Source organism: Cryobacterium sp. N22 (genome assembly GCF_002929555.1).
Classification (GTDB): Bacteria; Actinomycetota; Actinomycetes; order Actinomycetales; family Microbacteriaceae; genus Cryobacterium.
This window is the reverse complement of the sequence record NZ_PJJP01000036.1, coordinates 191,694-218,467: the sequence shown is the minus strand read 5'-3', so window position 1 is coordinate 218,467 and position 26,774 is coordinate 191,694. Positions and strand designations below refer to the sequence as shown.

At 69.0% G+C, this 26,774-nt stretch carries 27 protein-coding genes; 12 read left to right on the top strand and 15 right to left on the bottom strand.

Going from position 1 to position 26,774, the window contains the following annotated elements:
- Nucleotides 1-94: 94 nt before the first annotated feature.
- Genes CXY76_RS12500 through CXY76_RS12485 form a run of 4 tightly spaced genes read right to left on the bottom strand, consistent with a single transcriptional unit; the run spans nucleotide 95 to nucleotide 2,509 of the window.
- Nucleotides 95-697 carry a TetR/AcrR family transcriptional regulator gene (locus CXY76_RS12500; RefSeq protein ID WP_104164907.1) on the bottom strand — a complete coding sequence of 201 codons (603 nt, stop codon included), beginning with the start codon at nucleotides 695-697 and terminating at the stop codon, nucleotides 95-97.
- 3 nt (nucleotides 698-700) lie between these two features.
- A complete protein-coding gene (locus CXY76_RS12495) occupies nucleotides 701-1,162 on the bottom strand; it encodes a hypothetical protein (RefSeq protein ID WP_104164905.1) in 462 nt (153 codons plus the stop codon).
- 27 nt (nucleotides 1,163-1,189) lie between these two features.
- Complete coding sequence (locus CXY76_RS12490) at nucleotides 1,190-1,513, bottom strand: hypothetical protein (RefSeq protein ID WP_104164904.1); 324 nt, start codon at nucleotides 1,511-1,513, stop codon at nucleotides 1,190-1,192.
- Between the two features lie 33 nt (nucleotides 1,514-1,546).
- Nucleotides 1,547-2,509, bottom strand: a complete 963-nt coding sequence (locus CXY76_RS12485; RefSeq protein ID WP_199190290.1) for a 1-phosphofructokinase family hexose kinase — start codon at nucleotides 2,507-2,509, stop codon at nucleotides 1,547-1,549.
- Nucleotides 2,510-2,564: 55 nt separating this feature from the next.
- Here CXY76_RS12485 and CXY76_RS12480 point away from each other — a divergent pair, with 55 nt between their 5' ends.
- Nucleotides 2,565-3,284 (top strand): NAD(P)H-hydrate epimerase, encoded by a 720-nt coding sequence (locus CXY76_RS12480; protein ID WP_233199776.1) that lies wholly within the window; start codon nucleotides 2,565-2,567, stop codon nucleotides 3,282-3,284.
- Here the strand turns inward: CXY76_RS12480 and CXY76_RS12475 are convergent.
- Together CXY76_RS12475 and CXY76_RS12470 are read right to left on the bottom strand one after the other, a co-directional pair.
- Entirely contained in the window at nucleotides 3,281-4,207 is a 927-nt protein-coding gene (locus tag CXY76_RS12475) for a 3-methyladenine DNA glycosylase (protein WP_104164902.1), read from the bottom strand. The genes CXY76_RS12480 and CXY76_RS12475 overlap by 4 nt on opposite strands.
- Nucleotides 4,208-4,234: 27 nt before the next feature.
- The gene (locus CXY76_RS12470; protein WP_104164900.1) at nucleotides 4,235-5,263 is read right to left on the bottom strand and encodes a glutathione S-transferase family protein; all 1,029 of its coding nucleotides are present in this window, start codon (nucleotides 5,261-5,263) and stop codon (nucleotides 4,235-4,237) included.
- A 155-nt stretch (nucleotides 5,264-5,418) separates the two neighbouring features.
- On the opposite strand from CXY76_RS12470, the gene CXY76_RS12465 reads away from it, so the two are divergent.
- The 5 genes from CXY76_RS12465 (at nucleotide 5,419) to CXY76_RS12445 (ending at nucleotide 12,273) form a co-directional block, all read left to right on the top strand.
- A complete protein-coding gene (locus tag CXY76_RS12465; RefSeq protein WP_104164898.1) occupies nucleotides 5,419-6,294 on the top strand; it encodes an alpha/beta fold hydrolase in 876 nt (291 codons plus the stop codon).
- A gap of 39 nt (nucleotides 6,295-6,333) precedes the next feature.
- Complete coding sequence (locus tag CXY76_RS12460) at nucleotides 6,334-7,806, top strand: hypothetical protein (protein ID WP_104164896.1); 1,473 nt, start codon at nucleotides 6,334-6,336, stop codon at nucleotides 7,804-7,806.
- A 102-nt stretch (nucleotides 7,807-7,908) separates the two neighbouring features.
- The gene (locus CXY76_RS12455; RefSeq protein WP_104164894.1) at nucleotides 7,909-9,639 is read left to right on the top strand and encodes a bifunctional diguanylate cyclase/phosphodiesterase; all 1,731 of its coding nucleotides are present in this window, start codon (nucleotides 7,909-7,911) and stop codon (nucleotides 9,637-9,639) included.
- Nucleotides 9,640-9,771: 132 nt separating this feature from the next.
- Complete coding sequence (locus CXY76_RS12450; RefSeq protein ID WP_104164892.1) at nucleotides 9,772-10,194, top strand: VOC family protein; 423 nt, start codon at nucleotides 9,772-9,774, stop codon at nucleotides 10,192-10,194.
- Nucleotides 10,195-10,377: 183 nt separating this feature from the next.
- Complete coding sequence (locus tag CXY76_RS12445; RefSeq protein ID WP_369826140.1) at nucleotides 10,378-12,273, top strand: amino acid transporter; 1,896 nt, start codon at nucleotides 10,378-10,380, stop codon at nucleotides 12,271-12,273.
- A gap of 192 nt (nucleotides 12,274-12,465) precedes the next feature.
- Here the strand turns inward: CXY76_RS12445 and CXY76_RS12440 are convergent, their stop codons facing one another.
- On the bottom strand, nucleotides 12,466-13,362 hold the full coding sequence (locus tag CXY76_RS12440; protein WP_104164888.1) for an HNH endonuclease signature motif containing protein: 897 nt from the start codon (nucleotides 13,360-13,362) through the stop codon (nucleotides 12,466-12,468).
- Between the two features lie 804 nt (nucleotides 13,363-14,166).
- Between CXY76_RS12440 and ligD the strand changes: the two genes are divergently transcribed.
- On the top strand, nucleotides 14,167-15,189 hold the full coding sequence (ligD, locus tag CXY76_RS12430; protein ID WP_104164884.1) for a non-homologous end-joining DNA ligase: 1,023 nt from the start codon (nucleotides 14,167-14,169) through the stop codon (nucleotides 15,187-15,189).
- A gap of 104 nt (nucleotides 15,190-15,293) precedes the next feature.
- Nucleotides 15,294-16,295, top strand: coding sequence for a CPBP family intramembrane glutamic endopeptidase (locus CXY76_RS12425; protein ID WP_233199774.1), 1,002 nt, complete (start codon nucleotides 15,294-15,296; stop codon nucleotides 16,293-16,295).
- On the opposite strand, the gene CXY76_RS12420 is transcribed toward CXY76_RS12425, so the two are convergent.
- Together CXY76_RS12420 and CXY76_RS12415 are read right to left on the bottom strand one after the other, a co-directional pair.
- Nucleotides 16,285-16,794 carry a dihydrofolate reductase gene (locus tag CXY76_RS12420; protein WP_233199772.1) on the bottom strand — a complete coding sequence of 170 codons (510 nt, stop codon included), beginning with the start codon at nucleotides 16,792-16,794 and terminating at the stop codon, nucleotides 16,285-16,287. The genes CXY76_RS12425 and CXY76_RS12420 overlap by 11 nt on opposite strands.
- Nucleotides 16,784-17,608 carry a thymidylate synthase gene (locus tag CXY76_RS12415; RefSeq protein ID WP_104164880.1) on the bottom strand — a complete coding sequence of 275 codons (825 nt, stop codon included), beginning with the start codon at nucleotides 17,606-17,608 and terminating at the stop codon, nucleotides 16,784-16,786. Before CXY76_RS12415 ends, CXY76_RS12420 begins: the two co-directional genes overlap by 11 nt.
- Nucleotides 17,609-17,696: 88 nt before the next feature.
- Here CXY76_RS12415 and CXY76_RS12410 point away from each other — a divergent pair, with 88 nt between their 5' ends.
- A complete protein-coding gene (locus tag CXY76_RS12410) occupies nucleotides 17,697-18,434 on the top strand; it encodes a glutamine amidotransferase (protein ID WP_104164878.1) in 738 nt (245 codons plus the stop codon).
- Here CXY76_RS12410 and CXY76_RS12405 read toward each other — a convergent pair.
- Nucleotides 18,431-19,126: a response regulator transcription factor gene (locus CXY76_RS12405; RefSeq protein ID WP_199190289.1), complete on the bottom strand. Its 696-nt coding sequence runs from the start codon at nucleotides 19,124-19,126 to the stop codon at nucleotides 18,431-18,433. The two genes, CXY76_RS12410 and CXY76_RS12405, sit on opposite strands and share 4 nt — an antisense overlap.
- Nucleotides 19,123-20,469, bottom strand: a complete 1,347-nt coding sequence (locus CXY76_RS12400; protein WP_233199770.1) for an ATP-binding protein — start codon at nucleotides 20,467-20,469, stop codon at nucleotides 19,123-19,125. Before CXY76_RS12400 ends, CXY76_RS12405 begins: the two co-directional genes overlap by 4 nt.
- Nucleotides 20,470-20,582: 113 nt before the next feature.
- Here CXY76_RS12400 and CXY76_RS12395 point away from each other — a divergent pair, with 113 nt between their 5' ends.
- Both CXY76_RS12395 and CXY76_RS12390 read left to right on the top strand, forming a co-directional pair.
- Nucleotides 20,583-22,154, top strand: a complete 1,572-nt coding sequence (locus tag CXY76_RS12395; RefSeq protein ID WP_158253896.1) for a PspC domain-containing protein — start codon at nucleotides 20,583-20,585, stop codon at nucleotides 22,152-22,154.
- 39 nt (nucleotides 22,155-22,193) lie between these two features.
- Entirely contained in the window at nucleotides 22,194-22,466 is a 273-nt protein-coding gene (locus CXY76_RS12390) for a hypothetical protein (protein WP_104164874.1), read from the top strand.
- A gap of 12 nt (nucleotides 22,467-22,478) precedes the next feature.
- Here CXY76_RS12390 and CXY76_RS12385 read toward each other — a convergent pair whose 3' ends face one another.
- Nucleotides 22,479-23,300: an alpha/beta fold hydrolase gene (locus tag CXY76_RS12385; RefSeq protein ID WP_104164872.1), complete on the bottom strand. Its 822-nt coding sequence runs from the start codon at nucleotides 23,298-23,300 to the stop codon at nucleotides 22,479-22,481.
- Between the two features lie 152 nt (nucleotides 23,301-23,452).
- The gene (locus CXY76_RS12380) at nucleotides 23,453-23,866 is read right to left on the bottom strand and encodes an ASCH domain-containing protein (protein WP_158253895.1); all 414 of its coding nucleotides are present in this window, start codon (nucleotides 23,864-23,866) and stop codon (nucleotides 23,453-23,455) included.
- 175 nt (nucleotides 23,867-24,041) lie between these two features.
- Here CXY76_RS12380 and CXY76_RS12375 point away from each other — a divergent pair, with 175 nt between their 5' ends.
- Complete coding sequence (locus CXY76_RS12375) at nucleotides 24,042-24,257, top strand: PLDc N-terminal domain-containing protein (protein WP_104164869.1); 216 nt, start codon at nucleotides 24,042-24,044, stop codon at nucleotides 24,255-24,257.
- Nucleotides 24,258-24,273: 16 nt separating this feature from the next.
- On the opposite strand, the gene CXY76_RS12370 is transcribed toward CXY76_RS12375, so the two are convergent.
- Both CXY76_RS12370 and CXY76_RS12365 read right to left on the bottom strand, forming a co-directional pair.
- A complete protein-coding gene (locus CXY76_RS12370) occupies nucleotides 24,274-25,527 on the bottom strand; it encodes a monooxygenase (RefSeq protein WP_104164867.1) in 1,254 nt (417 codons plus the stop codon).
- Nucleotides 25,528-25,713: 186 nt separating this feature from the next.
- A complete protein-coding gene (locus tag CXY76_RS12365) occupies nucleotides 25,714-26,760 on the bottom strand; it encodes an ATP-dependent DNA ligase (RefSeq protein ID WP_104164865.1) in 1,047 nt (348 codons plus the stop codon).
- Nucleotides 26,761-26,774 lie beyond the last annotated feature (14 nt).

The following is a 26,774-nucleotide window of genomic DNA, read 5'->3' as shown; positions in this document are numbered from 1 at the left end:
TTCCGGCGACTTCGGGCAAACTATCCCTTCGTCGCTTGGCATAGGGCATTTTGCGGCGACTCGGCGGAGCCGAACCCGCTCAAGTGGCGGGCGGTCAGGCGGCGGGCAGCCGCAGGGCCCGGATGGTCGCGAGCAGCGCTTCGGACCTGACGGATGCCGGGCTGCGGATGGCCTGGATGGACGCACCGTGGATGAGCGCGACGACAGTCGCCGCGAGGTCGTCGCCCGAGACGGCTTCCGCGGCGCCGCCCGGGGTGCCGGCCGCGCCGGCCACCTCGCGGCAGACCGGCAGGAACGCCTCCAGGTAGCGGCCGAAGGATGCCTCGATGGGGTCGCGGAACAGGTCGTCGCGGCGGGAGAAGTAGAAGGCGAAGAGCAACTCGACGCCCGCGTGGTGCTCGACCAGGCGTTCGAGCTCGACCCGGACCATCCGTTCGAGGCGGTCCCACGGTGCCAGGGCGGCCAGGCCCGGATCGGTGAGCGCGTCGAGGGTGCCGTCCAGCAGTACCGCGAGCAGGGCCTGGAGCAGGCCGTCCTTGGACTGGAAGTGGAAGAACACCAGACCGGGGGAGATGCCCGCCGCGGTGGCGACGCGTCGCGCGGTGACGGCATCGAGGCCGTCGGTGAGGGCGATCTGATACGCGGCAGCCAGGATGGCGTCGCAGCGCTCCTGTTCGGGCAGTTTGGGTCCGCCCATGGGTCAGTCGTTCTGCTTCGCGGTGCGCTGGGCGGCACGGTACTCCCGGAACGCCTTCCAGGCGCCCGTTGACCAGAGTGCCCAGAGCACCAGCACGGGCTGGAACAGCAGCCGGATGGTGCGGTCGAGGTCGGTGTTCAGCCCGAACGAGTCGGTGTGGGTGACCAGCTGGGAGATGTTGCCGGGGAAGATCGCGACGAAGAAGGCGGCCACGATCCAGCCGACCTGCACGCGGTACCGGCCCAGCGCGAGCAGCGCCGCACCCAGGATGATCTCGACGACGCCAGAGGCAACCACCACGAAGTCGCCCTCCAGCGGCAGCCAGGTGGGCACCTGGGCCAGGAACGCCTCACGGTTGACCGTGAGGTGACTGATGCCGGCCAGCAGGAGGAAGGCGCCGAGGACCAGGCGGAAGACGGTGCGGAGAATGGTGGTGTGAGTCTTCTGCGGGGTGAGGAGGGTCATGTCTCCCACCCTACATTGATCACCGGGTCAATGGCTTGTCGGGGCTTCGGCCACCAACGCGGCCACCTCGGCATCGGTGCGCGCCTCGAACACGCCCCACATCATGTGGGTCGGTCCGCTGCCGTCGCTGCCGGCCCTGGCGGGGCGGCTGATCCACCGGTTGGCGGGCGCCGCCGCGCCCAACGCGGCGAGGGAGGGGGCGATGACGGTCTTGCGCAGGGTGCCCGCGACGACGCTGCCGTCGCTGCCGAGCCGCCAGCCGCGGCTCGCGGCCAGCACTTGGCCCACCTCTTCGTCGGTCAGCCAGCGGGAAAAGCTCCGACCGGGCGGGTCGATTCTGGTCAGCTTCATGAGGACAACACTAATCTCGCCGCCGGGAGGTACTCAGGCCGGGACCAGGGCGAGTTCGGCCTCCAGCCGTTCCACGTCGACCCGGTGGCAGAGCTCGGTGGCCGGCGTCATCGCCGTGGCGCTGCCGGCCGCCACCGCGGCGCGGAAGGCCGTAGCCGCGTCGTGGCCCTGCGCGATGCGCAGCACGAACGCGCCGAGGAAGCTGTCACCGGCGCCGACGGTGCTCTGCACCTTCACCCGCGGAACCGGCAGCCGCATCACGCCGGATGCTGAGGCCAGCACGGCCCCCTCACCGCCGAGGGTGAGGGCCACGAACTCGGCGGATCCTCGGGAGACCAGGGCGCTCGCGGCGGCGATCTGGCTCTCCTCGGTGTCGAGCGTGGAGCCCACCAGCTCGCCCAGCTCGCGTCCGCTGGGCTTGACCAGGAAGACTCCCTCGGCCAAGGCAGCGGCCAGGGCGGGCCCGGAGGCATCCACCACGCAGCGCGCGTCGTGGTCGCGGGCCAGACGGGCGACCCGGGCATAGAAGTCGTCGGGCGCGCCCGGCGGCAGGCTGCCGCTGGCCACGACGTAGCCGCCGCGCGGGATCGACTCCGCCACGCGGGCGAGACAGGCCCGCCACTCCGGTTCGGTCACCTCCGGCCCCTGCAACACAAAGCGGAACTGCTGGCCGGTGGCCGTTTCGTCAACGGTGAAGCTCTCCCGAGTGCTGCCCGCGATCGGCACGACCAGGGTGGGGATGCCCTCCGCCTCGATCAGCCTGCGGTAGGCCTCGCCGGTCGGTCCGCCGGCGGCATAGATGGCCAGCGTCTGGCCGCCGAGGCGCTGGATGACGCGGGAGACGTTGATGCCGCCGCCGCCCGGGTCGAGGCGGGAGAGTCCGCAGCGCATCTTGTGCTCGCCGACCACGTTTTGCGTCGAGGTGCTGACATCGAGGGCAGGGTTGACCGTGAGAGTGAGTATCGGCCGCAGCGTTGTCGACCTGGGAGCATCCATGTCCCCAGCGTAGGACCGTGAGCGGATCGGCGCCCCGGCGGCGTAGGGTGGCGGCGTGCAGAACACCCCGCGCCAGACCTACACCGCAGCCCAGGTGCGTGAGGCCGAAGCCCGGTTCCTCGCGCAGGGGGTTCCGCTCATGACCCGGGCGGCCCAGGCGCTCGCGACCGAGGCGGCGGCGCTACTCAGGGCGCGGCGCGGCGGATCGGATGGGGGAGCAGTCGAGGGCGCCCGAGTGCTCGTGCTGGCCGGCTCCGGCAACAACGGCGCGGATGCTCTCTTCGCCGCGGAGCTGTTGGCCGACCAGGGTGCCGGCGTGTGCATCCTGCCCACCAGTGACCGCCTGCACCGCGAGGCGCTCGAGGCCGCACTCGAGCAGGGCGCCGACCTGCGACCCGTGGACGAACTTCCCGAGGTCGTCACGGGTCTCGCCCGTGCGGCCGACCTGATCCTCGACGGCATCCTGGGCACCGGGACCACCGGCAGCCCGGCGCTGCGTGGGGCGGCGCGCACCACCGTGGCGGCGATCCTGCCGGCCCTCACCGGTGAGCATCCGCCCCTGGTCGTGGCCGTGGATCTGCCCAGCGGCATCGGTGTGGACGACGGCAGCGTGCCGGACCCCACGGTGCTGCGGGCCGACCTGACGGTGACCTTCGGTGGGTGCAAGACCGGGCTCGTCACGCGCCCGGCGGCCGACTATGCCGGCCGGGTCGTCGTGGCCGACATCGGCATCGGCGACGAGCTGGAGCGCATCCGCCGACGTGACCTGGGCTAAAGCGCCGGGGGCACGGGCTCCGGCAGAACACCGACCGCGGCGATCACCCGGGCCCGCAGGTTGTTGCTCCGCTCGGTGAATCCGCGTTGCCGCCGTACATACTCGGCCTTGCCGGCCGGAGTCTCGATGGCGACCGGGGCATAGCCCCACTCGGCGAGGTCATAGGGGGATGCCTGCATGTCGAGCTCGCGGATGTCGCGGGCGAGGTCGAAGCAGTCCAGCAGCAGCTCCCCGGGAATGAGGGGGCCGAGCTTGAGGGCCCACTTGTAGACGTCCATGCCCGCGTGCAGGCAGCCGGGTTGTTCGAGCTGGGGCTGGTTCTCGCGGCTCGGCAGAACGGGGTGGGCCTGCTCCGAGTTGAGGTCAACGGCCGCGGGGGTGAAAAAGCGGAACGCGTCGAAATGCGTGCAGGCGATCCGGTTGGTTTCCACGACAGTGTCGGTGTCGCCCTGGCTGAGCCGGAGCGGTGATTCGTGGCGGTGTTCACCCTGGCTGGGCTCGCCGTGCTTGTAGACCATGGCCCACTCGTGCAGGCCGAAGCAGCCGAAGTTTCCGGCCCGCTGCGCGGTACGGCCCAGCAGGGTCACGATGAAGCGGATGCTCCGCGCGTTCTTGTCGACGAAGCCCGCGTCGTCAACGAGCACGTCGTCTCCGTCAGCGCGGTACCACTTCCACGAGGCACGGTCCTCGGTCGCCGCCTCCTGCAGCACCACGTTCGCGCCGGGGTGCCACCGCCGCAGCAACCCCGGCCGGAACGGGTAGTAGGTGAAGAGGAAGTCGTCGACCGGGTGGGTTCGGCCGGTGCCGGCGCGTTCGCGCCGACCCAGCGTGGCGGCATCGGCGCGGTCCTGGTGCCGCCGCTCCAGTTCGCGCCAGTCGCCGGCCGCGAGGGTCGTGGGCGCGGTTCTGGGGGTGATCTGCACTCTTCGAGGGTACCCGTGGCCCCCGGGTCAGAGGGCCGGCACCCTCTCGCCCTCGAGCGGCGCCTCCGGCGGGGTGCCGTCGCCGAACGGGCGTCCGCCCAGCGCCTCCCGGCCGTGCGCGGTGAGCCATCCCGACGCGTCCGGCCCGGCGGGCACGATGCCGGTGGGATTGATGTCGCTGTGCGTCACGTAGTAGTGCTTCTTGATCTGCTCGAAGTCAATGGTGTCGCCGAAGCCCGGCGTCTGGAACAGGTCGCGGGCGTAGGCCCAGAGCACCGGCATCTCGCTGAGCTTGTTGCGGTTGCACTTGAAGTGGCCGTGGTAGACCGCGTCGAACCGGGCGAGCGTGGTGAAGAGGCGGATGTCGGCCTCGGTGATGGTGTCGCCCACGAGGTAGCGCTGGTTCGTCAGACGCTCTTCGAGCCAGTCGAGCCGCGCGAAGAGGGTGCCGTAGGCCCGCTCGTAGGACTTCTGGCTGCCGGCGAAGCCGCACTTGTAGACGCCGTTGTTGACGTCGTGGAAGATCAGGTTGGCGACCTCGTCGATCTCGGCGCGGAGGGCGACCGGGTACAGGTCGGGGGCGCCGGGCCGGTGGTAGTCCACCCACTCGGTCTCGAAGTCCAGGGTGATCTGGGGGTAGTTGTTGGTGACAACCTTCCCTGAAGGCACGTCCACGATCGCCGGTACCGTGATGCCCCGGGGGTAGTCGGGGAACCGGGCGAAGTAGGCCTCCTGGATGCGTTCGATGCCCAGCACCGGGTCGACGCCGTTCGGGTCGAGGTCGAAGGTCCAGCTGTTCTTGTCGTGGGTGGGTCCGGGCAGGCCGAGGGAGATGACCCGCTCCAGGCCGAGCAGCCGGCGCACGATGGCGGTGCGGTTCGCCCACGGGCAGGCGCGGGCCGCGACCAGGCGGTAGCGGCCGGGTTCAACAGGCCAGCCGTCGCGGCCGTCAAGGGTGATGCGGTCTTCGATGTAGTTGGTGTCGCGATCGAAGTCCTTGCCGGGCTCCACATAGCTGGGTGTCAGCGTGCTGGGGGTGAGGGTCTCGTTGCTCATGGGCTCCACGCTACGGGAAAGAACCCGTGCGTACGCATAGAGTTTCCGGCCCTAGGCCTTGCGCACACGCGCAGTCCCGGCTATTCACGACCCTGTACTGATCCCGCGTCGCCGGCAACAGGCCGCCCCACTCATGCCCGGAAAGGACCATCGACATGGCTGAAACCGAACCGCCCACCCTCGCGCCGTGGGAGGAAGACGAAATTGACCGAGCCAATGCATCCGGGCTCACCCCGGTTGTCTTCGTACACGGACTCTGGCTCCTCTCCAGCAGTTGGAAGCCGTGGCGGGAGTTGTTCGAGGCGAACGGCTTTACGACGCTCGCGCCCGGCTGGCCCGATGACCCGCGCACCGTGGCGGAGGCCTATGAGGCGCCGGAGGCCTTTGCCCACAAGATGGTGCAACAGGTCACCGACCACTACCTCGAAGCAATCTCGCGGCTGACGCTCACGCCCGCGGTGATCGGGCATTCGTTCGGCGGTCTGATCGCCCAGAAGCTGGCGGGGGAGGGTGTCGCCTTCGCCACCGTCTCGATCGACAACGCACCCTTCAAGGGCGTGCTTCCTCTGCCGGCCTCGGCGCTCAAGTCGGCATCTCCGGTGCTGGGCAATCCTGGCAACCGTGGTAAGGCAATCTCGCTCACCTTCGAACAGTTCCAGTACGGCTGGGCCAACAACCTGGATGAGTCCGAGGCGAAGCACCTGTACACCGAATACCACGTGCCGGCGTCCGGCGCCCCACTGTTCCAGGCCGCCGTGGCCAATTTCAACCCGTTCGGCGGAGAGACCAGAGTGGACACCAAGAACCCCAACCGCGGGGCGCTGCTGGTGCTGGCCGGCGAGAACGACAACACGGTGCCTCTGGCCATCACCCGGGCGAGCTACAAACTGCAGGCCAAAAACGAGGGCATCACCGAGATCACCGAGATTCCCGGCCGGGGTCACTCCCTGGTCATCGACAGCGGATGGCGTGACGTGGCCGAGCCGGCCCTCGCCTTCGTGCAGCGGTTCGACCGGGTTTCGACCAGGTGACTCGCACAACTCGTTGACCGTCGCAGAACGGAGTGCAGCATGGGTGAGCGGCTTCCGATCATCTACGTGCGGGGATTCGCCGGCGGTCAGGGGGCGATCGATGCCGCCGCGGATGACCCGTTCTACGGCCTCAACGAGGGATCCGTCCATGTGCGGGTGGGGGCCAACGGCACACCGCAGTTCTACCAGTACGAGGGGCCGTTGATCCGGCTGGTCAAGGAGCAGGGCTACGACGTGCGCATCGAGGGCAGCCAGCAGCGGGTGCTGCTCGACGCAGAACCGGGCACCCTGCGCGCCGACTCGGTGTGGATCTACAGGTTCTACGATGCCGCCGCAGGCACCTTCGGGTCACCGTCGCAGGCGTACGACATCCGCACAGCTGCCCAGGGGCTGGCCGATTTCATCGCCCTGGTGCGGAAGAAGTCCACCGGCCACCCGCCGGTGTACCTTGTGGCGCACTCCATGGGTGGCCTGATCTGCCGCACCGCGCTGCAGGTGAACCTCAAGGACCCCCGCGCATCCGTGTCGAAGCTGTGCACCATCGGCACCCCACACGGTGGCATCGACCCGCAGCTGGGCGGACCCATCGGCGGGTGGATCCTCAACACCTTCGGCCCCCAGGGCTCGCGGATCTTCGCGCCCGAGTACATGCTCGAGTACCTGTACCCGGCGGATGCCCCCGGGCCGGCCCGGGGCGACACCCGTCGGCTGAGCGGCGCCTTCACCCCGGACCGGGTGCTGAGCATCGTGGGCACCAACGCGCGTGACTACGACGTGGCGCTGGGCCTGTCGAGTGCGGTCATGGGCGTGCAGAGCGACGGCCTCGTGGCGATCCGCAACGCCTATGTGGTGGGCTCGGCCCGGGCCTACGTGCACCGCTCGCATTCGGGCCGGTATGGCCTGGTCAACTCGGAGGAGGTCTATCAGAATCTCAAGAGGTTCCTCTTCGGCACCCTGCGGGTGGAGATCGGCCTGCGGGGACTGGCCTTCGAGGAGGCCAGGGTCTGGCAGGCCGAGGTGCGTCTGGCAATCAGACAGCTGCCCGTACTCATTCACGAGCAGACCGCCGACCACTATTGCCCGGTCGATCTCAACGCCGAGGCGAAACGCATCCCCACACCGATGTCGCCCGTGCCGCTGATCACGGTCTTCCTGATCCCCAACCCGCGCAACGTGGCGCGCTACGCCCTCGATGTGACGTTGCTGTCGTTGGAGGAGCGGGGCGGGATCTTTGGGTTCGGTGAACACCTTGAACAGATCGGCGATTGGCAGGACTCGCTGATCGTGGAAGTGGTGCTCAGCGAGGACGGCGCGCTGACCCAGATTCGGTGGGAGTGGAACAGCACCCTCACCGAACGACCGGGCATGGCGGAACTCTCGAACACCCTCGATTGGGCAGCGGGACGCAGCGCCGACGGCAGCTGGCATCCCGTCATACCGCTGCCCAACGTGGCCGCACGGCTGTTGGGCGATCAGGCGAGTCTGGCCCTCGCCGTGACGCATTGGAACTGACTCGCCGGTTCTGGCCGTACTGGGGGTACCCGGCACCTTAACGCGAGGCAAACAGCGGCGAGCGGGTTTGGTGCCGCCCGCGGGCTCCGGTATTGATTTTGTATGAGCTCAGAATCTCCGCCGGCAGCCCGTGAACTGCACGCTGACCGGCCTGTCAGCCTCGGCGAACTCGCCTCGCCCGCCCGGCTGATACCGGCAGACACCCCGCTGGCCGACATCGACCGCACCTTCCGGGCCGAGCGCCAGCTCCGCTCCCTGGTCGTGCACGACGGTGAACGATACGCGCTGTTGTCGCGCGAGCACGTGGAGTACACGCTCACGGGGCGACTCGGCTACGGTCGGGGATTGCACGTGAGGTCAACTGCGGCGCAGATGGTGTCGGGGACCTCCTTCTCGCTGCCCGGAAACCTCGAACTGGGCCACGCCGCCCAGCGCATCCTTACGCTGCCGGAGGAGTCCCGGTATCGTGACGTGCTTGTGCTCACCGATTCGGGGCCCGGCGTTGTCTCGGTTTCCCAGTTGTTCGAGCGGCTGTCGTCCGACTTTCGGTACGCCGCTCTGCACGATCCCCTCACCGGACTCGCCAACCGCCGGCAGCTCGAGGAACGGGGGTCGACGTTCACCGCGGACGAACTGGCCGGCGTGGCCGTGGTGTTCATCGACCTGGACGGGTTCAAGGCCGTCAACGACACGTTCGGCCACCGTGCGGGGGATGAGGTGCTCGTCGGATTCGCCGACCGGCTGCGGAGTCTGGTGCGTCCCACGGACGTTCTGGCCCGGTTGGGCGGCGATGAATTTGTGGCGCTGCTGGTGGACGTGACGGAGGCGCAGGCGCTCGGGGTCGCGGACCGGGTGGTGCTCAGCGCCGCCGCTCCGTTCGCCAGCGACGGCCACCTGCTGCACCTATCGGCGTCTGTGGGTGTCTCGATGGCCGTCGACGTGGTCGATGAGCTGGAGCTGAGTCAACTCGACGCGCTGCTGAGGCACGCTGACGGAGCCATGATCAAGGCCAAGCAGGCCGGCAAACGCCAGGTGGCCAGGCTCGACGGGCAGGGCGCCGCGCCGATCACCCGGAACGCGCTCATCCGCCGTCGGCTCACGGCGGCGTTCAAATCTGAGGCCTTCGCGTTGAACTATCAACCGCAATTGGACCTCGTCACGGGGGAGTGCGCCGGCGTCGAGGCGCTGCTGCGCTGGCACGACAGGGTACTGGGCGAGGTGTCGCCGGCTGAGTTCATCCCGATCATGGAGCTGTCCGGCGACATCCACCGCATCGGTGAATGGGTGATCGACCAGGCGTGTGCGCAGGCGCGCACGTGGCTGGATGCCGGTGAGTCACGCTGCATCGCGATCAACGTATCGCCGCTGCAGCTCGCCGCTCGCACCCTGGTTCCGCAGGTGCTCGCGGCACTCGCCGCCCACGGGGTGCCCGCGGAGCTCTTGCAGGTGGAGATCACCGAGGGGTCTGCGATCACCGACCTGCCGCGGGCGATCGGCCAGCTGCAGGCGCTGCGAGAGGCGGGCCTGAGCATCGCGCTCGACGACTACGGCACCGGGTACTCGTCGCTGGCGATGTTGCGCGATCTTCCGCTGACCACGGTGAAGATCGACAAGACCTTCATCGACACGATCGAGGACTCGCCCCAGGATGCGCTTCTGGTGGGCGGAGTCATCGACACGGCCCACGCGCTGGGCCTGCGGGTGACCGCGGAGGGGGTGGAGCGTCCCGGCCAGTTGCACCTACTTCGGGCAATGGGCTGTGACACCGCCCAGGGCTACTTGATCTCGCGCCCGGTGCCCGCACATCTGCTCCCGGCGGCGGTGCCGTGCTGATCGGGGCGAGTTCATCCGGGCGCACACCTCGCGCATCGGAGCCGACCGGTCGATAATCGGCAGGGTACGCAGACGCACCTTCCCAACACCGACGGCACGGGCTCTGGGGTCCGGGCGGCGAGGAGACCCATCATGAGCACCAAACTCAACCCTTACCTCGGATTTCGCGACAACGCCAAGGAGGCGATGGAGTTCTACCACTCGATCTTCGGCGGTGAATTGACGCGCAGCACGTTCGCGGAGTTCCAGGCCAGCGAGGACCCGAGCGAGCAGGACAAGACCATGCATGCGGCGCTCACCACCCCGAACGGCCTGTCGCTGATGGCGGCGGACACCCCCAACGCCATGGAGTACAAGCCCGGCAACAACTACTCGGTCTCGCTCAGCGGCGAGAGCGACGACGCGGCAGTCTTGCGCGGCTACTGGGACAGGCTTGTCGACGGCGGTTCGGTGACGATGCCGCTGGAGGTAGCGCCGTGGGGAGACAGTTTCGGCATGTGCGTCGACAAGTTCGGGGTGGCCTGGATGGTCAACATCGCGGGGTCTGCCCAATAGGGCTCCGACCCCTCCGTATCGCCCACCTCGGGGAGATTTGGTTTTGGCGCCACGCTCACCCGAGACAATGACCGGTGTCGAAGGGAGCGCCACGTGGAGCCATCCGACCGGTCGAGAATCCCGGCACTGATACTCCGTCCGCTCGCCGCCCCACCGCCATCCAATCGGTTCGGCGCCTGGCTGATGCGCAACCAGGTGCACCCGGTGGGCCCGGAGACGGCCGACCCGGGCGGATCGACACACTCGTGGTGGAAGGTGATGTGCCTCACCGGCGTCGACTACTTCTCGACACTGTCGTACCTGCCGAGCATCGCCATCGTCGCGGCCGGAGCTCTGTCGCCGCTGGCCACGCTGGTCATCGTGGTGTTGACTCTCCTCGGAATGCTGCCGATGTACCGGCGGGTGGCGGTGGAGAGCCCGCACGGGCAGGGCTCCGTGGCCATGCTGGAACGCCTGCTGCCGTTCTGGCGGGGCAAGGTGTTTGTGCTCGTGCTGCTCGGATTCGTGGCCACCTCCTGGATCATCACGATCACACTCTCATCAGCGGATGCGACGGTTCACCTGCTGGAGAACCCTGCCGCGCCCGAATTCCTGCGTGGTCTGGCCGTTCCGGTCACCATCGGGTTCCTGCTCGTTCTCGGCGGAGTGTTTCTGCTGGGCTTCCGGGAGGCAGTCACGATAGCGATTCCCCTCGTCGGTGTGTTCCTGCTCTTGAACGGCATCGTGATCGTGGTGGGCCTGGTCGAGGTGGTCGCCGAACCAGACGCCTGGGCGAACTGGCTGGGCGCGCTGCGCCTTGACGAAGGAGGGCCCGGCGACATCCTCGGCCCGGTTCTCCTCGCCTTCCCCCTGCTGGTGCTTGGACTGTCCGGCTTCGAGACCGGGGTGAGCATGATGCCTCTCGTCGCATCGCGCGGCCAGACCCCTGAGGAGCGGCTGGCCTCCCGGGTGCGCAACACCCGGAGGCTGCTGACTCTGGCAGCGCTGATCATGAGCGTCTACCTGCTGGCGAGCAGTGTCGTCACGACGGTCTTGATTCCGGCCGAGGCATTCGACGAGGGCGGGCCGGCGAACGGCCGTGCGCTTTCGTACCTGGCGCACGAGTACATCGGTAACGGCTTCGGCAACGTTTATGACCTCAGCAGCATTTTCATTCTGTGGTTCGCCGGGGCGTCAGCGATGGCCGGCCTGATCAACATCGTGCCCCGGTACCTGCCGGGGTACGGGATGGCGCCGGAGTGGAGTCGCGCCGTGCGGCCCGTCGTTCTCGTCTACACCGGGTTGAGCATCCTGATCACCATCGGATTCCGGGCGAGTGTCGATGCGCAGGCCGGCGCGTACGCCACCGGCATCCTGGCGATGATGGTCTCCGCCGCGGCGGCTGTCACGGTGTCCGCGGCCCGGCGCCGGGAGCGCTGGGGCATCGTGGGCTTCGGCGCGCTCACGATAGTCCTGCTCTACGCCCTCGGCGCGAACATCATCGAGAAGCCCGACGGCATCATGATCTCGGCGCTGTTCATCGGCGGCATCGTTCTGGTGTCCCTGGTCTCCCGGGTCTCGCGTACGACGGAGTTGCGTGTGGAGGGGGTCGAGTTCGACGAGGCCGCGCGCCAATTCATCGCCGATTCGATCGCATTCGACGGGGCGCTCAACATCGTCGCGAACAAGCCGCAGAGCAGCGGTCATGGCTCGTACGCCGAGAAGGAGAACGAGCAGCGCGGGATGAACCCGGTGCCCGGCACGGCCGACGTGCTGTTCCTTGAGATTGAGGTGGTCGACCCGTCCAGTTTCAGGGACACCCTGCATGTGCGCGGGGTGGAAGTGGGCGAGTTCCGGGTTTTGCACGCGCGGAGCCCGGCGGTGCCGAATGCCATCGCGGCGATCCTGCTCGCCCTGCGTGAGGCCACCGGGCTCAGACCGCACGCTTACTTCGAGTGGTCGGAGGGCAACCCCGTCGGTCACCTGCTGCGGTACCTCCTCCTCGGGCAGGGGGACACGGCCCCGGTCGTGCGCGAAATCCTGCGTGAGAGTGAACCGGATGCGGCCCGTCGCCCCGGTATCCACGTCGGCGGCGGCTGAGCCGCCTCCCCGTCGCCCCCCTCTCGTTGGTCGCGCGTGTCGAGACCTCGTGACGTGCCTACCTGTCGTGCCCATCTCGTTGGTCGCGCGTGTCGAGACCTCGTGACGTGCCTACCTGTCGTGCCCATCTCGTTGGTCGAGCCCATCTCGTTGGTCGAGCTTGTCGAGACCTCGTGACGTGCCTGTCTGTCGCTAGAACGGCGGGTTCTCGGGTACCGGTGGTGTCGGCTTCCGGGCTGGCCGGTGCCGCGGCGCCATCAGGTAGCTCTCATCCGCCGGCCGCTTCCGGGTTTTCGGGCCTACCACCGGTGGCCGGGGCCGGGGTGGTCCCATCGGGTTGGCCGGGTCGGTGCGATAACTGCGTTTCCCCGGTGAGGTCCAGAGCAGGATGCCGCCGGGTTCCTGGGTCACCCGCCACTGCGACAGGTGCTTGAGCCGGTGGTGCGGTTCGCAGAGGTGGGCGAGGTTGTCGCTGTCGGTGTTGCCGCCGCCGGCCCAGGGGTCGGTGTGGTCGACGTCGCTTGTGACCGCCGGGCGGGAGCAGCCGGGGAAGCGGCAGGTCTCGTCGCGCACCCGCAGCCATTTCTTCATGGCCTTGGTGTTCTTGTGCTGGGTTTTGCCCAGCGAAAGCACCACCCAGGTCTCCGGGTGGGTCAGCAGCCGGGTGAAGCTCGGTGCGTGTCCGGCGATCTCCCTGGCGGCCTCGGGGGAGATCGGCCCGTACCCTTCGAGGGTGGCGGGTTCCTCGTCCAGGCCCAGCAGGGTGAGCACCGGCACGGTCACCATCACCGTGCCGCGGATCCCGGCACCCATCCCGTCCGGGGTGATGCCGTCCAGCAGCAGCGCCCGGGTGATGTCGGCGCGGAGCTGGTCGAGGGAGCGCCTTTCCTGCTCCTCATCCGCGTCTGAGTCGGCGCCCGCTGGCGTCGGGTCACCTGTCTTTTTCAGGCTTCCGGCCATGCCGTTGATCCGGTCGTAGGCGGCCTTGGTGTCGTGCGCGCTGCCGTACCAGTGCAACCAGCCCATCCCATCAGGGGCGGCCTCCCAGTAGGAACGACGCTCGGCGAGGGCGTTCTTGTTGCGGATCACGATGGACTCCGGATGCANAGAGCGCTCTTGTTGCGGATCACGATGGACGACGGGTGTTGCTTCTCCCGCAGTCGGCGGGCCTTGTCGCGGAATCGGCCCACCGGCATCCGCTTCGCTTCGGAGAGGACGGCTTCTTCAAACGCCGCGTGCTCCTCGTCGGGCAGGGTGCGGAGCTGGTCGAGCAGGGTGGTGGCGTGCCGGTAGCTGATCTCGCCGTTGGAGAAGGCGTCAAAGGTGGCCGGTGCGTAGGAACAGAGGAACCGGGCCTCGTCCAGTTGCCGGTCGATGGTGCGTTCGGCCACCCGGGTCAGGCACGCGGTCTCGCTCACGATGGTGCGCCGGGCGACCTCGTGGTCGTCCCACCGGTTGTGGGCGGCCGCACGGGCCCGATCCTCGGTCATCGTGGCGGCGTTGATGTCGGCGCGGCGGATGTTCTCCGGGTTGCCGTGCAGCCGGGACGCGACCTGGGGTTGCTCGCTCCAGTCCTGCAGGTCCAGCAGGTGTTCGATACGGCGGGCCTGGGCCTGGGCGATGAGGCGGTCATCGGCCGCGATCAGTTCGGTGTGCCTGATCAGATCGGTCTGGACCTGTGCGTCCAGGGTGGGCTCCGGAGAGTAGTCGTCATCGTCCGGAGCGGGCGGTGGTGCCTGGTCGGGGCTACTCATAGTGAGATCGTCTCACCTACCACCGACACTGCACCCGCCCGGCGACGACCTCCGCGAACCGTGAGAAAAGCCCCGAAAATCGCGAAATCCTGGGGCTTAACTCACAGTTCGCGAGACCAGATCGGGTTAGGTTGGGCGCATGGCGAGTGAAGCTACGGAGCTTGTTGTCGCTGGGCCACACGGCGAGAGGGTCATGCGCGTTTCCAGCCCGAGCCGGGTGCTCTGGCCGGAAGCGGGAATCACCAAGCTCAACCTGGCCGAGTACCTCGTGGCCGTGGGGGAGCCGTTCGTCGCGGCAAACGGCGACCGCCCGGTGTCGCTGCAACGCTTTCCGGGCGGCATCGGCGGCGAACAGTTCTTCTCGAAGAACCCGCCCAAGGGCGCCCCCGAGTTCATGCGGGCGGTGCCCGTGGTCTACCCGAGCGGGCGCATGCATCCGCAGCTCGTGATCGACGAACCGGCCGGCGCCGTCTGGGCCGCGCAGATGAACACCGTGGTCTTTCACCCGTGGCCGTCGCGGGCGGAGGATTCCGACAACCCCGACCAACTGCGCATCGACCTGGACCCGCAACCCGGCACCGACTTCGACGATGCCATCCCGGTGGCCATCGAGCTGCGCACGGTGCTCGCCGAGGCGGGTCTCACCGCGTTCGTCAAGACCTCCGGAAACCGCGGATTGCACGTCTTCGCCCCCATCGAGCCGACTCGCGAGTTCCAGGTGGTGCGGCACGCGGTGATCGCGGCCGCCCGCGAGGTCGAACGGCGGATGCCGACGACGGTGACCACGAACTGGTGGAAGGAGGAGCGCGGAGAGCGCATCTTCGTGGACTTCAACCAGGCGAACCGGGACCGCACCATGGCCGGCGCCTACAGCCCGCGCGCGCTGGCCCACGCGCCGGTATCGTGCCCGATCACGTGGGACGAGCTGGAGAACACCGACCCCAGGGCGCACACCATCCTGACCGTCCCCGAGCGGCTACGCACGACCGGCGATCCGTGGGCCACCATGCACGCTGAGCCGGGCCGCATCGACACGTTGCTCGACTGGTGGGAACGCGACCTGGCCGACGGCCTGGGCGAGTTGCCGTTCCCGCCCGACTATCCCAAGATGCCCGGCGAACCGCCGCGCGTGCAGCCCAGCCGGGCCCGGCACGACCCGTAAACGCAGCACCACCCGTGAACGCAGGCACGACTCGTGGCGCAGCATCCAGCGTCTCCGCCCTGCGACGGATGTTGCCCGGCCGGATGCTGGCTAGCGTTGCAGCCATGAGCACACCAGCCATGAGCACTCCAACCCTCAGCGACCCGGACTTCTCCACCATCCCGGCGGCCCCGCCGTTTCCGGACCGGGTGCCGTGGACCGCGGTGGTGGTCTTCGTGCTCATGGCCTGCGGCCTCGCCTGGCTGGTGGCCCTGCCGCTGTGGCTGGACGGCAGCGGCCTGGCCAACCCGCTCGCCGCCCTCCTGCTGCCCGTGATCATGTTCACGCCCGGCATCGCCGCCCTGTTCGTGGTGTTCATGGTGCAGCGCCCGCGTCCCCGTTCCATCCCGGAGTACCTGGGCCTGTGGCCGTTGCGCCCGCTCAAACGCACCATCTGGATGACCGTGGTCGGCATCTTCGGCAGCGCCCTGCTGGTGATCGCCGGCGTGTTCCTCGCCGCGGCGCTCGGGCTCGTGCAGCTCGACCTGGTGGACTTCTCCGGCTTCGCCCAGGTGCTGCAGGATGCTGCTCCCGCCGGCGCACCCTTGCCCGTTCCGGTCGGGGTCATCGTGCTGCTGCAGTTGCTGACGATCCCAGTGGCCGCGATCTTCAACGGTCTCTTCGCGCTGGGCGAAGAGATCGGCTGGCGCGGCTGGCTGCTGCCGACCCTGCGCCCGCTGGGCACCTGGCCGGCGTTGCTGATCAGCGGCGCGGTCTGGGGCTTCTGGCATAGCCCGCTGATCCTGCTCGGCTACAACTTCGCCCAGCCCAACCTGCTCGGTGTCGCCCTCATGATCGGGGGCTGCATGTTCTACGGCGTCCTGATCGGCTGGCTGCGTCTCCGCACCGGCTCGGTGTGGCCGGCGGTCTTTGCGCACGGCGCCTTCAATGCCGCCGCGGGCTTCCTGTTCCTGGTGGCCGTGGACGGCCCCTCCGCCGATCCTGTGGCGCTCGGCCCGCTGGGCTGGGTGGCGTGGGTCGTAATGGCCGCGGTCATCGCGGTGCTCGCGCTCACCGGACAGTTTCGGATTCAGCCTGCCCTGCAGCGTCGATCCGCTAGGCCGTGACCCGCTCGTAGCTCACGAAGCGGTAGCGCAGCCCAGTGCGAGAGGTCAGCCAGTCGGTGACGGCGGTTTGTGTGAAGGCAGCATCAACGCCGGGAGCGACGGTGTCGCCCGCGGCGTCGAGGTCCACCTCGGTCACTTCGAGCCGGTCGGCCAGCGGCATCGACTGACGGTAGATGTCGCCGCCGCCGATGATCCAGACGGCTGCCGGCGTGGCGGCGGCCAGCGCCTCGGCCAGGGAATGGACGACGGTGGCGCCCTCAGCAGCCCAGTCCGGCTGACGGGTGATGACGATGTTGTGCCGTCCGGCGAGTGGACGGAACCGCTCCGGGAGCGAATCCCAGGTGCGGCGGCCCATGATGACCGCGCCGCCCTGGGTCAGCTCCTTGAACCGGGCCAGGTCTTCCGGCAGGTGCCAGGGGATGCTGCCGGCGTCACCGATGACCCCGGTGACAGCCTGCGCCCAGATCAGGCCGATCGGCGCGGCAGCCTCAGACGGCAACGGGAGCCTTGATCGCCGGGTGGTGCACGTAGTCGACGACTTCGAGGTCTTCGAACTCGTAGTCGAAGATGCTGTCACGCTCGGTGGTGATCTTCAGCTGGGGCGCCGGGAACGGGCTGCGGCTGAGCTGCTCGGTGACCTGCTCGAGGTGGTTGGAGTAGATGTGGCAGTCGCCACCGGTCCAGATGAAGTCGCCGACCTCGAGGCCGGTCTGCGCGGCGACGAGGTGGGTGAGCAACGCGTAGCTGGCGATGTTGAACGGCACGCCGAGGAACAGGTCGGCGCTGCGCTGGTAGAGCTGGCAGGAGAGCTTGCCGTCGGCCACGTAGAACTGGAACAGGGCATGGCAGGGGGCGAGCGCCATGTCGGGGATGTCGGCGACGTTCCAGGCCGAGACGATGATGCGCCGGGAGTCCGGGTCGGTCTTGAGAGTCTCGATGACCTGGGCGATCTGGTCGATGTGACCGCCGGCCGGGGTGGGCCAGGAGCGCCACTGCACGCCGTAGACCGGGCCGAGTTCACCCTGTTCGTCGGCCCACTCGTTCCAGATCCGCACGCCGTGCTCCTTGAGCCAGCCCACGTTGCTCTCGCCGCGCAGGAACCAGAGCAGCTCGTAGGCCAGCGACGGGAAGTGCACCCGCTTGGTGGTGATCAGCGGGAAGCCCTTGCTGAGGTCGAAGCGCAGCTGGGCGCCGAACACGCTCAGCGTGCCGGTGCCGGTGCGGTCGGCCTTGGTGGCGCCGGTTTCCAGAACCAGGCGCAGCAGGTCTTCGTAGGGAGTGGCGATGGAGCTGGGCTCGGCTGGAGTGTTCATCGGTTCAAATCTACAGCGTGTGCGGGCAGTGCCAGAAGGGAGCCGTCACATCCGGTGCCCTGGCCCCCATACTCGGTAACATGGGGCGGTGAAGCCCTTTCTACTGCTGGCGACCCGTTCCGAGGATGAAGCCGCCGACGACGAGTACGCCGGCTTCCTGGCCGCCGGCGGCCTGCTCCCCGAGCAGTTGCACAGGGTGCGCCTCGAGGCCGCACCGATGCCGCCGATCGCCCTCGCCGACTACTCCGGCGTGATCGTGGGCGGCAGCCCGTTCAACGCGAGCGACCCCGACGAGACCAAGTCCGCGGTGCAGCACCGCGTCGAAGGTGAACTCGCCGGCCTGCTCGACGACGTGGTGGCCCAGGACTTCCCGTTCCTCGGCGCCTGCTACGGCATCGGCCTGCTCACCAGTTACCTCGACGGCGTCGTGGACGACACCTGGTCGGAGGTGGCTGGACCTGTCGTGGTGAGCCTGACCCCGGCGGGTGTCGCCGACCAGCTGTTCGGCCGGGTCGCACCGACCTTCGAGGCCTTCGTCGGGCACAAAGAGGCCTGCACGGTGCTGCCCACGGGTGCGGAGCTACTGGCCACGGGGGAGGACTGCCCGGTTCAGGCGTTCAGGATCGGCCGGAACGTCTACGCCACCCAGTTCCACCCGGAACTCACCCAGGCCGGCATCCTCACCCGGCTGCGGGTCTACCACGACAACGGCTACTTCGAGCCGGATGCCTACGACGAGGTGATCGCCGCCATCGACGCCTCGATGGTGACCGAGCCGGCCACCATCATGAAGGCCTTCGTGGAGCGGTTCGGCACTCCCGGTTAGAGCAGTTTGCGCGCCGTGGCCCACGCCGTGAGCTCGTGCCGGCTGGAGAGCTGCAGCTTGCGCAGCACCGCGGACACGTGGGTCTCCACGGTCTTGGGGGAGATGAAGAGCGCGCTGGCCACCTCTTTGTAGGCGTAGCCTCGGGCGATCAGCCGCATCACCTCCTGCTCCCTGGCCGAGAGCCTGTCGAGTTCGTCGGTGGTCGCCGCGGTTTCGCCGGCGACCGCGCCGAACGCGTCGAGCACGAAGCCGGCCAGGCGGGGCGAGAAGACCGCGTCCCCGCCGGCCACCCGGCGGGCGGCATCCGACACCTCGGCCCCTGACGCACTCTTGGTGATGTATCCGCGCGCGCCGGCCCGGATGACCGTGACGACGTCGTCGGCCGCATCCGACACACTCAGGGCCAGGAACAGCGTCGACGGGGCCTGCGGAGCGGCGGCCCGGATCACTTCGGCGCCGCCACCGCCGGTGCCGCCGGGCAGGTGCACGTCCAGCAGCACCACCCGCGGCTGGGTGGCGACGACCACGGCGATGGCCTCATCGACCGTCGCCGCCTCGCCGAGCACGCGCAGCGCCGGGTCCAGCTCGGAGCGCAGCCCGGACCGGAAGATCGAGTGGTCGTCGACGATGACGACGGTGAGGTCGCAGGGAATGCCGGCGACGGTGGTCGGGTCGGTGGTCGGGTCGGTCATGGGGTGTCTTCCTGGATGTCGAGGGGGAGGGAGAGCCGGATCTCGGTGCCGGTGCCACCCGGGCCGGGGCGCACGGAGGCGGTGCCGCCGGCCCGCTGCATGCGGGCCAGGATCGATTCGCGCACACCCATGCGGTCGGCCGGGATGTCACCGATCGAGAAGCCCGGCCCCCGGTCGGTGACGCTGACCTCGATGGCGGTCGGCGACGACTCCACGTACACCGACACGCTGCCGCCGGCGTGCCTGGCGGCGTTGAGGATGGCTTCCCGCGCGGCCGCGAGCAGCGCCTCGGGCACCTCACGGTCGACGGTGCCCACAGAGACGACATCGACGTGCACGGCGAATTCGCGTTCGACAGTGGTGGCGATGCCGCGCAGCTCGGCGGCCAGGTCGACCGGGCCGTTCGCTGCTCCGGTGAACAGCCACTCCCGCAGGTCGCGTTCCTGGGCGCGGGCGAGCCTGGCGGCATCCGAGTGCGGTCCCGCCTTCTGTTGGATGAGAGCGAGGGTCTGCAGCACCGAATCGTGCAGGTGCGCGGCCATCTCGGCTCGACCGGCCTCACGCTCACGGGCCGCGCGCTCATCGGACAGGTCGCGGGTCAGCCGTACCGCCCAGGGGGCGACGACCACCGCGACCCCGACGAGCACCGACATGGCCGCCACGATGACGGTCCAGACGTTGGGGCTCTCACTCGTGATGAAGAACAGCAGGATGCCCAGCGCCACCAGGACCAGCGCCCCGAGGGCTCGCACGAGCATGCCGGAGCTGCGGGGGCCGGCGCCGCTGCGCAGCTCGGCGAACTGGCGCCAGGCCAGCCCGGTGCCCGCCAGCGCCACGATCGCGGGGATGATGGCGTCCAACGGCAGGTCGGCGCCGAGCCGGTTGGCGATCAGCGCGCCGGCGGTGCCGACGAGCGCGAGCCCCAGCAGGATCTCGGTGACCGGCGCGCGACGGGGCTCGCCGGTGACGGCATCCGCTTCTGCGCCGGCCGTTGCGACAGCCGGACCTGGTGTCAAGCCGGCGGACGGGTCGGCCTGCGGGTTCCGGTTGTCGGGCAGCGTCGTGTTGGCGCCGGTGAGCGCGGCCTTGGGCAGCCGGTCCCCGCGCGGGTCGCTGCCGGCCGCGCCATCCGCCGATTCGTCGGGGGTCGTGGCCCACAGCCAGCCGTAGAGCAGCACCCCGGCGCCGCCGCACAGGGCCAGCACGAAGGTCACGGTGCGCACGAAGGTGACGGGCAGGCCGGAGTGCCGGGCGAACCCCGCGCACACGCCGGCCACGATGCGCAGGCGCGGCCGCACGAGGTGCCCGGTGAAACGGGGATCGGTGGGACGCAGCTGGGTCACAGCACCATCCAAGCACCCATGGGGTGCTCGCTCGCACCCCGAATCGCTTCGTCAGGGTGGAATCAGGGTCTTCCCCCATGGCCGGCCGCGCCGCACGGCAGCAAGATGGAGTCATGACCGAGACACCGTCCTACAACCCGCCGCCGGCCCCGTACGGCGCTCCCAGCGCCACCCGGCCGCCACAGGCGCCGGGCGGCACCGCGTTCTTCGACTGGGTGCGTGGCCTCGGCTTCGTGCGTGGCCAGGACCGCTGGCTGGCCGGCGTCTGCGGGGCCGTCGCGGCACGCACGGGACTCGACCCGTTGATCGTGCGCGGTATCGCCGTTGTGATCGCCATCCTCGGCGGCCCGATCTTCTTCCTCTACGCGGTGGGCTGGGCGTTGATGCCCGATGAGTCCGGTCGCAGCCTGGTGGAGCAGGCCGCCCGGCAGGTCTTCGAACCGGCCATGATCGCCGTCGGTGTGTTGCTGTTTTTCACCTTCGTCCCGTGGATGCAGGGAATCTGGTGGCAGGGACCGCCGGAGATCTGGGGGATGCCCGGTTGGCTGGAGGTGCTGTTGCGCACCAGCTGGGCCATCGGGCTCACCGCGGGCATCATCGTGCTGGTGATCTACATCGCCAAGCGGGTGCCGTCACCACGCAACCAGCCGGCTGGCGGCAAGGCTGCCGGGGGGTACCAGCCGAGCAGTGCGTTCCAGTCGGGCGCAGCGCCGCAACCCGCAACGGCGTCTCAGCCGGACACAACGCAATCGGACGCAACGCAGCAGTCGGCCGCTCAGCCCGAGTCGTCGAGCGCGTCCCAGCCGACCCCGACCGCGACGTTCATCCCGCCGGTTCCGCCGGTGCCGGAGCCGCCGACCCCCGCCGGCCCGTCGCTCTGGGACGACCTGACCGGCAAGACCACCGCGGCTGCGCAGTATGGGACTGCGCCGTACGGCTCTGCGCCCTACGGTTCGGCTTCCACCGGCTCCGCCGCCCCGTACGGGACTGACCCCGGCCAGCCTGCCCCCGCAACCAGCTTCGACCCCCACAGCTACCGTGCGAGCCAGCGCCGCAAGCAACTCGGCGCCGGCTTCATCTCGGTCGTCGCCGGACTCGCCCTCAGCGCGGGAGCCGTCGCGGCATCCTTCGTGGCCGACGGGGCCTGGTCGAACAGCGCCTTCCTGGTGGGCGCCTCCGCCGCGCTCGCCGTGATCGCCCTGGGCATCGTCGTCGCCGGAGTGCGGGGCAAGGAGGGCGGCTGGCTGAACTTCTTCAGCATCGTCCTGGCCGGCGCCATGGCCTGGACCGCCTTCATTCCCGTGGGAACCGACGTGGTCCCCTTCGGCGATCCCACCTGGCAGTACAGCACCAGCAGCCCCACCGGCTTCGCGATGTTCGCCGGCGCACCCGTGATCGACCTGACGGATGTCGACACCGCGCCGGCCAGCGCCGACCACACCGTCGACGTCTGGATCGCGTTCGGCGACGTGGAGCTGGTGCTGCCCGACAACCGCACCGTGGCCGTCGAGGCCAGCAGCCTCGCCGGCGGAGTGGACTACACGGGCATTGACGACCTCGACCGGGGCGGCGTGTTCTTCCACGACTCCCGCGTCGTGGCCGAAGGCACCGGCACCGGCGTCACGACGGTCCGGGTCTGGACACTCTTCGGCCAGGTCACCATCGATCAACCGGCACTGCGCTAACCGGCACTGCGCTTACTAACAGCCTGCGAGGAGAACACCATGACCGACCCGAACAGTCCCACCGAAACCACGCCACTGAAGACCACGCCGGATCCAGTTTCCGCAACGCCTGACCGGCTGCCCAGACGACGACCGCTCTTCGCGACCATCTTCTGGGGCGCCCTGATGCTCGCGCTCGCGGCTTTCATGGCGGCCCGGGAGCTGGTGCCGGGCGGATTCGATCTGGTCACCTGGCTGCTCACGGCCGTCGTGGGCATTGGGCTCCTGCTCGTGGTCGCTGGCATCGTCGCCGCCTCCCGTCGTGCCGGCTGACGCGCACCCGGACTAGGTGGCGATGAAGGCCAGGATGTCGGCGTCGAGGGCGGCCCGGTAGTCGCCGTAGATGCCGTGCGGGGCACCCGGGTAGACCTTGAGGGTGCCGTGCTTGACGAGCTCGGCAGTCTTGAGCGCGGCGGCCCCGATCGGAACGATCTGGTCGTCGTCGCCGTGGGCGATGAAGATCGGCACATCCAGGGCCTTGAGGTCCTCGGTGAAGTCGGTCTCCGAGAACGCCTTCACGCAGTCGTAAGCCGCGGCCAGGTTCACCAGCATGCCCTGGCGCCAGAAATCGTCCTTCGCGCCCTGCGACACCGAGGAACCCGCGCGGTTCGCGCCGAAGAACGGCTCGGTGAGGTCCCGGAAGAACTGGGAGGCATCCGCCAGGACACCGGCCCGGATCTCGTCGAACACCTCGATCGGAGCGCCATCGGGGTTGCTGTCGGTCTTGACCATCAGCGGAGGAACGGCTCCGGCGGTGATGACCTTGACCACCCGGCCGGCGCCGTGCTGGGCGGCGTAACGCACCACTTCGCCACCACCCGTGGAATGGCCGATAACGACCAGGTCGTGCAGGTCGAGGGCCTCGACCAGCTCGGCCAGGTCCTGGGCGTAGGTGTCCATGTCATTGCCCGTGTAGGTCTTGGACGAGCGGCCGTGGCCGCGGCGGTCGTGCGCGATGGCGCGGTAGCCGGCGTCCGCCAGCAGCTTGAGCTCGACCTGCCAGGCATCGGAGCTCAGCGGCCAGCCGTGGCTGAACAGCACCGGCTGGCCGGTGCCCTGCTCGGTGTAGTAGATCTCGGTTCCGTCGGTGGTGGTGATGTACGGCATAGGTGGCGTGTCCGTTTCTCGTCGGGGAGCCGGGATCCAGATACGGCCGGCGTTGGCGATCATGCCCCAGTACGGCGGCGAGATCCAGCCCCGGCGCCGAAGGTTCGGCTCCTTTTCTTCTGCCGTTTCTCCTGGCGCCACTCGACCCGGGGCTATACGACCCTGAACACCTTGCTGATCACGGGTTCGGCATCCGTCAGCTGCCAGTCGGGCTCGCCGAGGTGCTTGCGGACGGCGGGAACCAGCGTCTCCCAGTAGTCGCGGTGCACGGTGCGCCAGTGCTCGAGCGTCGGCGCTTCGTGCTGCGCCTGCTCGAGGGTGACCTCGCGAACTGTGGTCTCGACCACCTCGAGGATCTCGAGCACGGCGACCCTGGTGTTGCCGGAGTCGACGAGGGCATAGTGGGAGCCCACGGTGGGCAGTGCCTCGTCGGTCATCTCGTAGGCGACCCGCAGGTTGGACGACCCGGTCTTCGCCCCCGACATGACCAGGGCCACCATCAGTTCGCGGAACTCGCTCGGTTCGCCGAATACAAGAGGGGGAAGGGTTTCGATATCGGCGATCATGGTGGCTTTCTTGCGCGGGCGCCCGCGTCTGCGCGCGCGAGAGTAGATCACCAGCATAAGCCTGACTTGGAGCTCTGATTCTCGGGCGCGTCGCGCGGGCGGTGCGCCGGTGGCATGATGCGACTAATGCGCGTCGCCGGTTCCGGTGCCCGCGCGACGACGATGGGAGAAAACCATGGCATCACGGAAGTGGAGCGAGATGAACGGGGGCCAGAAGTTCGGCGTCGTGGCAGGGGCCGTCGTGCAGCTGGTGCTCGCGGGTCTCGCCTGGAGCGACCTGGCGCACCGGCCGGCAAAGAAGGTCAACGGCCCCAAGGGGGTCTGGGCCGCCGTAATCGCCATCAACTACGCCGGCCCCATCGCCTACTTCGTGGCCGGCCGCAAGGACTAGCCGGCGACCCGAGCGGTTAGGTGTACCAGCTGGGCTCGGGCACCTCGTTGAGTAGCACGTACTGGCCCACCTCGCGCTTCTTGTAGGCCGCGGGGTCGTGCAGGCTGTGCGTGCGCAGGTTCCGCCAGAAGATGTCCAGGCCCACCGAGTTGGCCGACGCGCGGGCGCCGGTGAGCTCGTAGATCTTGCTCGTGGTCTCGAGGCCGTCCTCGATGGCCCGCAGCTTGGCGGCCGCGATGAGCACCGCGATCTCGCCGCGGCGGCGTTCGGTGAGTTCCTGGCGAGGCGCATGGAGCACCTGGCTGATCTCGGCGCCGGCCCGGTCGGCGATGGCCTCGTCGGCCCAGAGCTTGGACTGCAGCTGGCCGTAGCCCTCCAACAGGTACCACTCGTCGGTGGCGCGCTCCTTGTTGTCGCCGCCATACGGCCAGGCCCGTGTGGTCGTGCGGGTGTACGCCGACGCCGTCTCGATGGCGCCCTGGGTGATGCCCAGGTAGAAGTTCGTGAAGACCAACTGGATGGCCGGCACGTTGAGGGTGTTGTAGATCAGCGGCTGGAAGACCTTTTCGACGAACCCGGCGGCGGCGGCCCAGGGCACCCGCACGTCGCGGATCTCGACCGAGCCGGACTCGGTGAGGCGCTGGCCGAGGTTGTCCCAGTCGCCGCCGAAGACGATGCCGGGCTGGTCGGTGGGCACGATCGCGAAGATATGGGTCTCGGTGCCCGCCAGCACCCCTTCGAGCACGGTGAGGTCGGCCACCTCGCCGCCGGTGGAGAAGGACTTGCGGCCGCTGAAGACCAGCTCGTCGCCGTCTTCGGTCACGGTGAGGTCGGAATCGCGCGGGTTGACCGCACCGCCGAAGAGGTAGTTGTTGGCCGTGTAGAGCTCCTCCACGGCGAGGATCTGCTCGTCGGTGGCGACGAGCCGGGCCGCCCAGGCCCACAGGTAGTGGTAGCCCAGCAGCTGCCCGATCGAGCCGTCGCCGCGGGCGATGACGCGGATCACCTGGTAGGCGGTCTCCCAGGTCTGCCCGCCGCCGCCGTGGGCGACGGGGCCGAGCAGGGTGACCAGGCCGGAGGCCTTGAGCAGGCGTACCTCCGCGTGCGGAGACAGGTTGGCGCGGTCGCGGTCGACGGCGTCGACGATGAGGATGTCGGACACCTCCCGTGCCCGGTCGAGCCAGCCCTGCGGCGTGGTGGGGGCGGCCGCATCCGGCCAGCGGTTGTCGAATGCGGAGGTTACGGGGGAACTGAGCGCGGTGTCGGTCATCAGAGGTCCAATCGTGGTCGGCAGCGGATGCTCGAGGTGGCGCGCAGGCACGACGAATCAGCGGCACTGGTACTGCCGCTGCGATCGTCCCGGCCCGTTCTCTCGAGGTGATGCAACCCTAGGCACGCCGCCGGCGGCCCGGTGGAATGCGACCCGACGTTACGTCACACCCCGTCATCCGGCCGGTTAGTCCAGCACGTCGCCGAGGTCGTAGGCGATCGGCCGTTCCAGCTGGTCGAAGGTGCACGACCGGGCGTCCCGGTCCGGACGCCAGCGCTCGAACTGCACGGTGTGCCGAAACCGCTCACCCTCCATGTGGTCGTACCGCACCTCGAGCACCCGGCTGGGCTGCAACCGCACATAGGAGGTGTCCTTGTTCGCCGAGAACCGGTTGCGCTCGGTCTCCCCGGTGACCACGGCGCCCTCCTCGTCGTGCAGCACCAGCGGTTCCAGCTCGTCGATCAGCCGCAGCCGCCAGGCGTCGCTGAACGCGGATGCCCCGCCGACGCTCTGCAATTCACCGTCGTCGTCGTAGAGGCCGAGCAACAGCGATCCCACGCCGCTGCCGCTCACGTGAACGCGGTAGCCCAGCAGCACGACATCCGCCGACCTGTGGTGCTTCACCTTGAACATCGACCGTTTGCCCGGCGCATACACGGCCGCGAGCGGCTTGGCGACGATGCCGTCCAGCCCCGCACCCTCGAACTCCACCAGCCACCGGCGGGCCAGGGCCACGTCGCGCGTGGTGCGGGTGAGGTGGATCGGGTCGCCCAGGGCGCCGACCAGGTCTTCGAGGGCCGCCCGGCGTTCGACGAACGGGGTGTCCAGCAGGCTGTGACCGCCACGGGAGAGCAGGTCGAACGCGACGAAGGTGGCCGGAGTCTCGTCGGCGAGCCGGCGCACCCGGCTGGCCGCCGGGTGGATGCGCTGTGACAGCTGCTCCCAGGAGAGGTGTTCGCTGCCGGGTTCTCCGGTGCGCAGCACGATCTCGCCGTCGAGGACGCAGGCCTCCGGCAGCAGATCTTCGAACGCGTAGGTGAGTTCGGGAAAGTACCGGGTGAGCATTTTGGATCCGCGGCTGGCGATGCTGCTGCTGGTGCCGTCGAAGGTGACGATGCTGCGGAAGCCGTCCCACTTGGGCTCGTAACTGAGCCCGCCGGGCACGCTGTCCGGTTCAGGAACCGTGTCGACGGCCCTGGCGAGCATGGGGGAGACGGCTGTTGCGACTGACATGCCCGCAGTCTGGC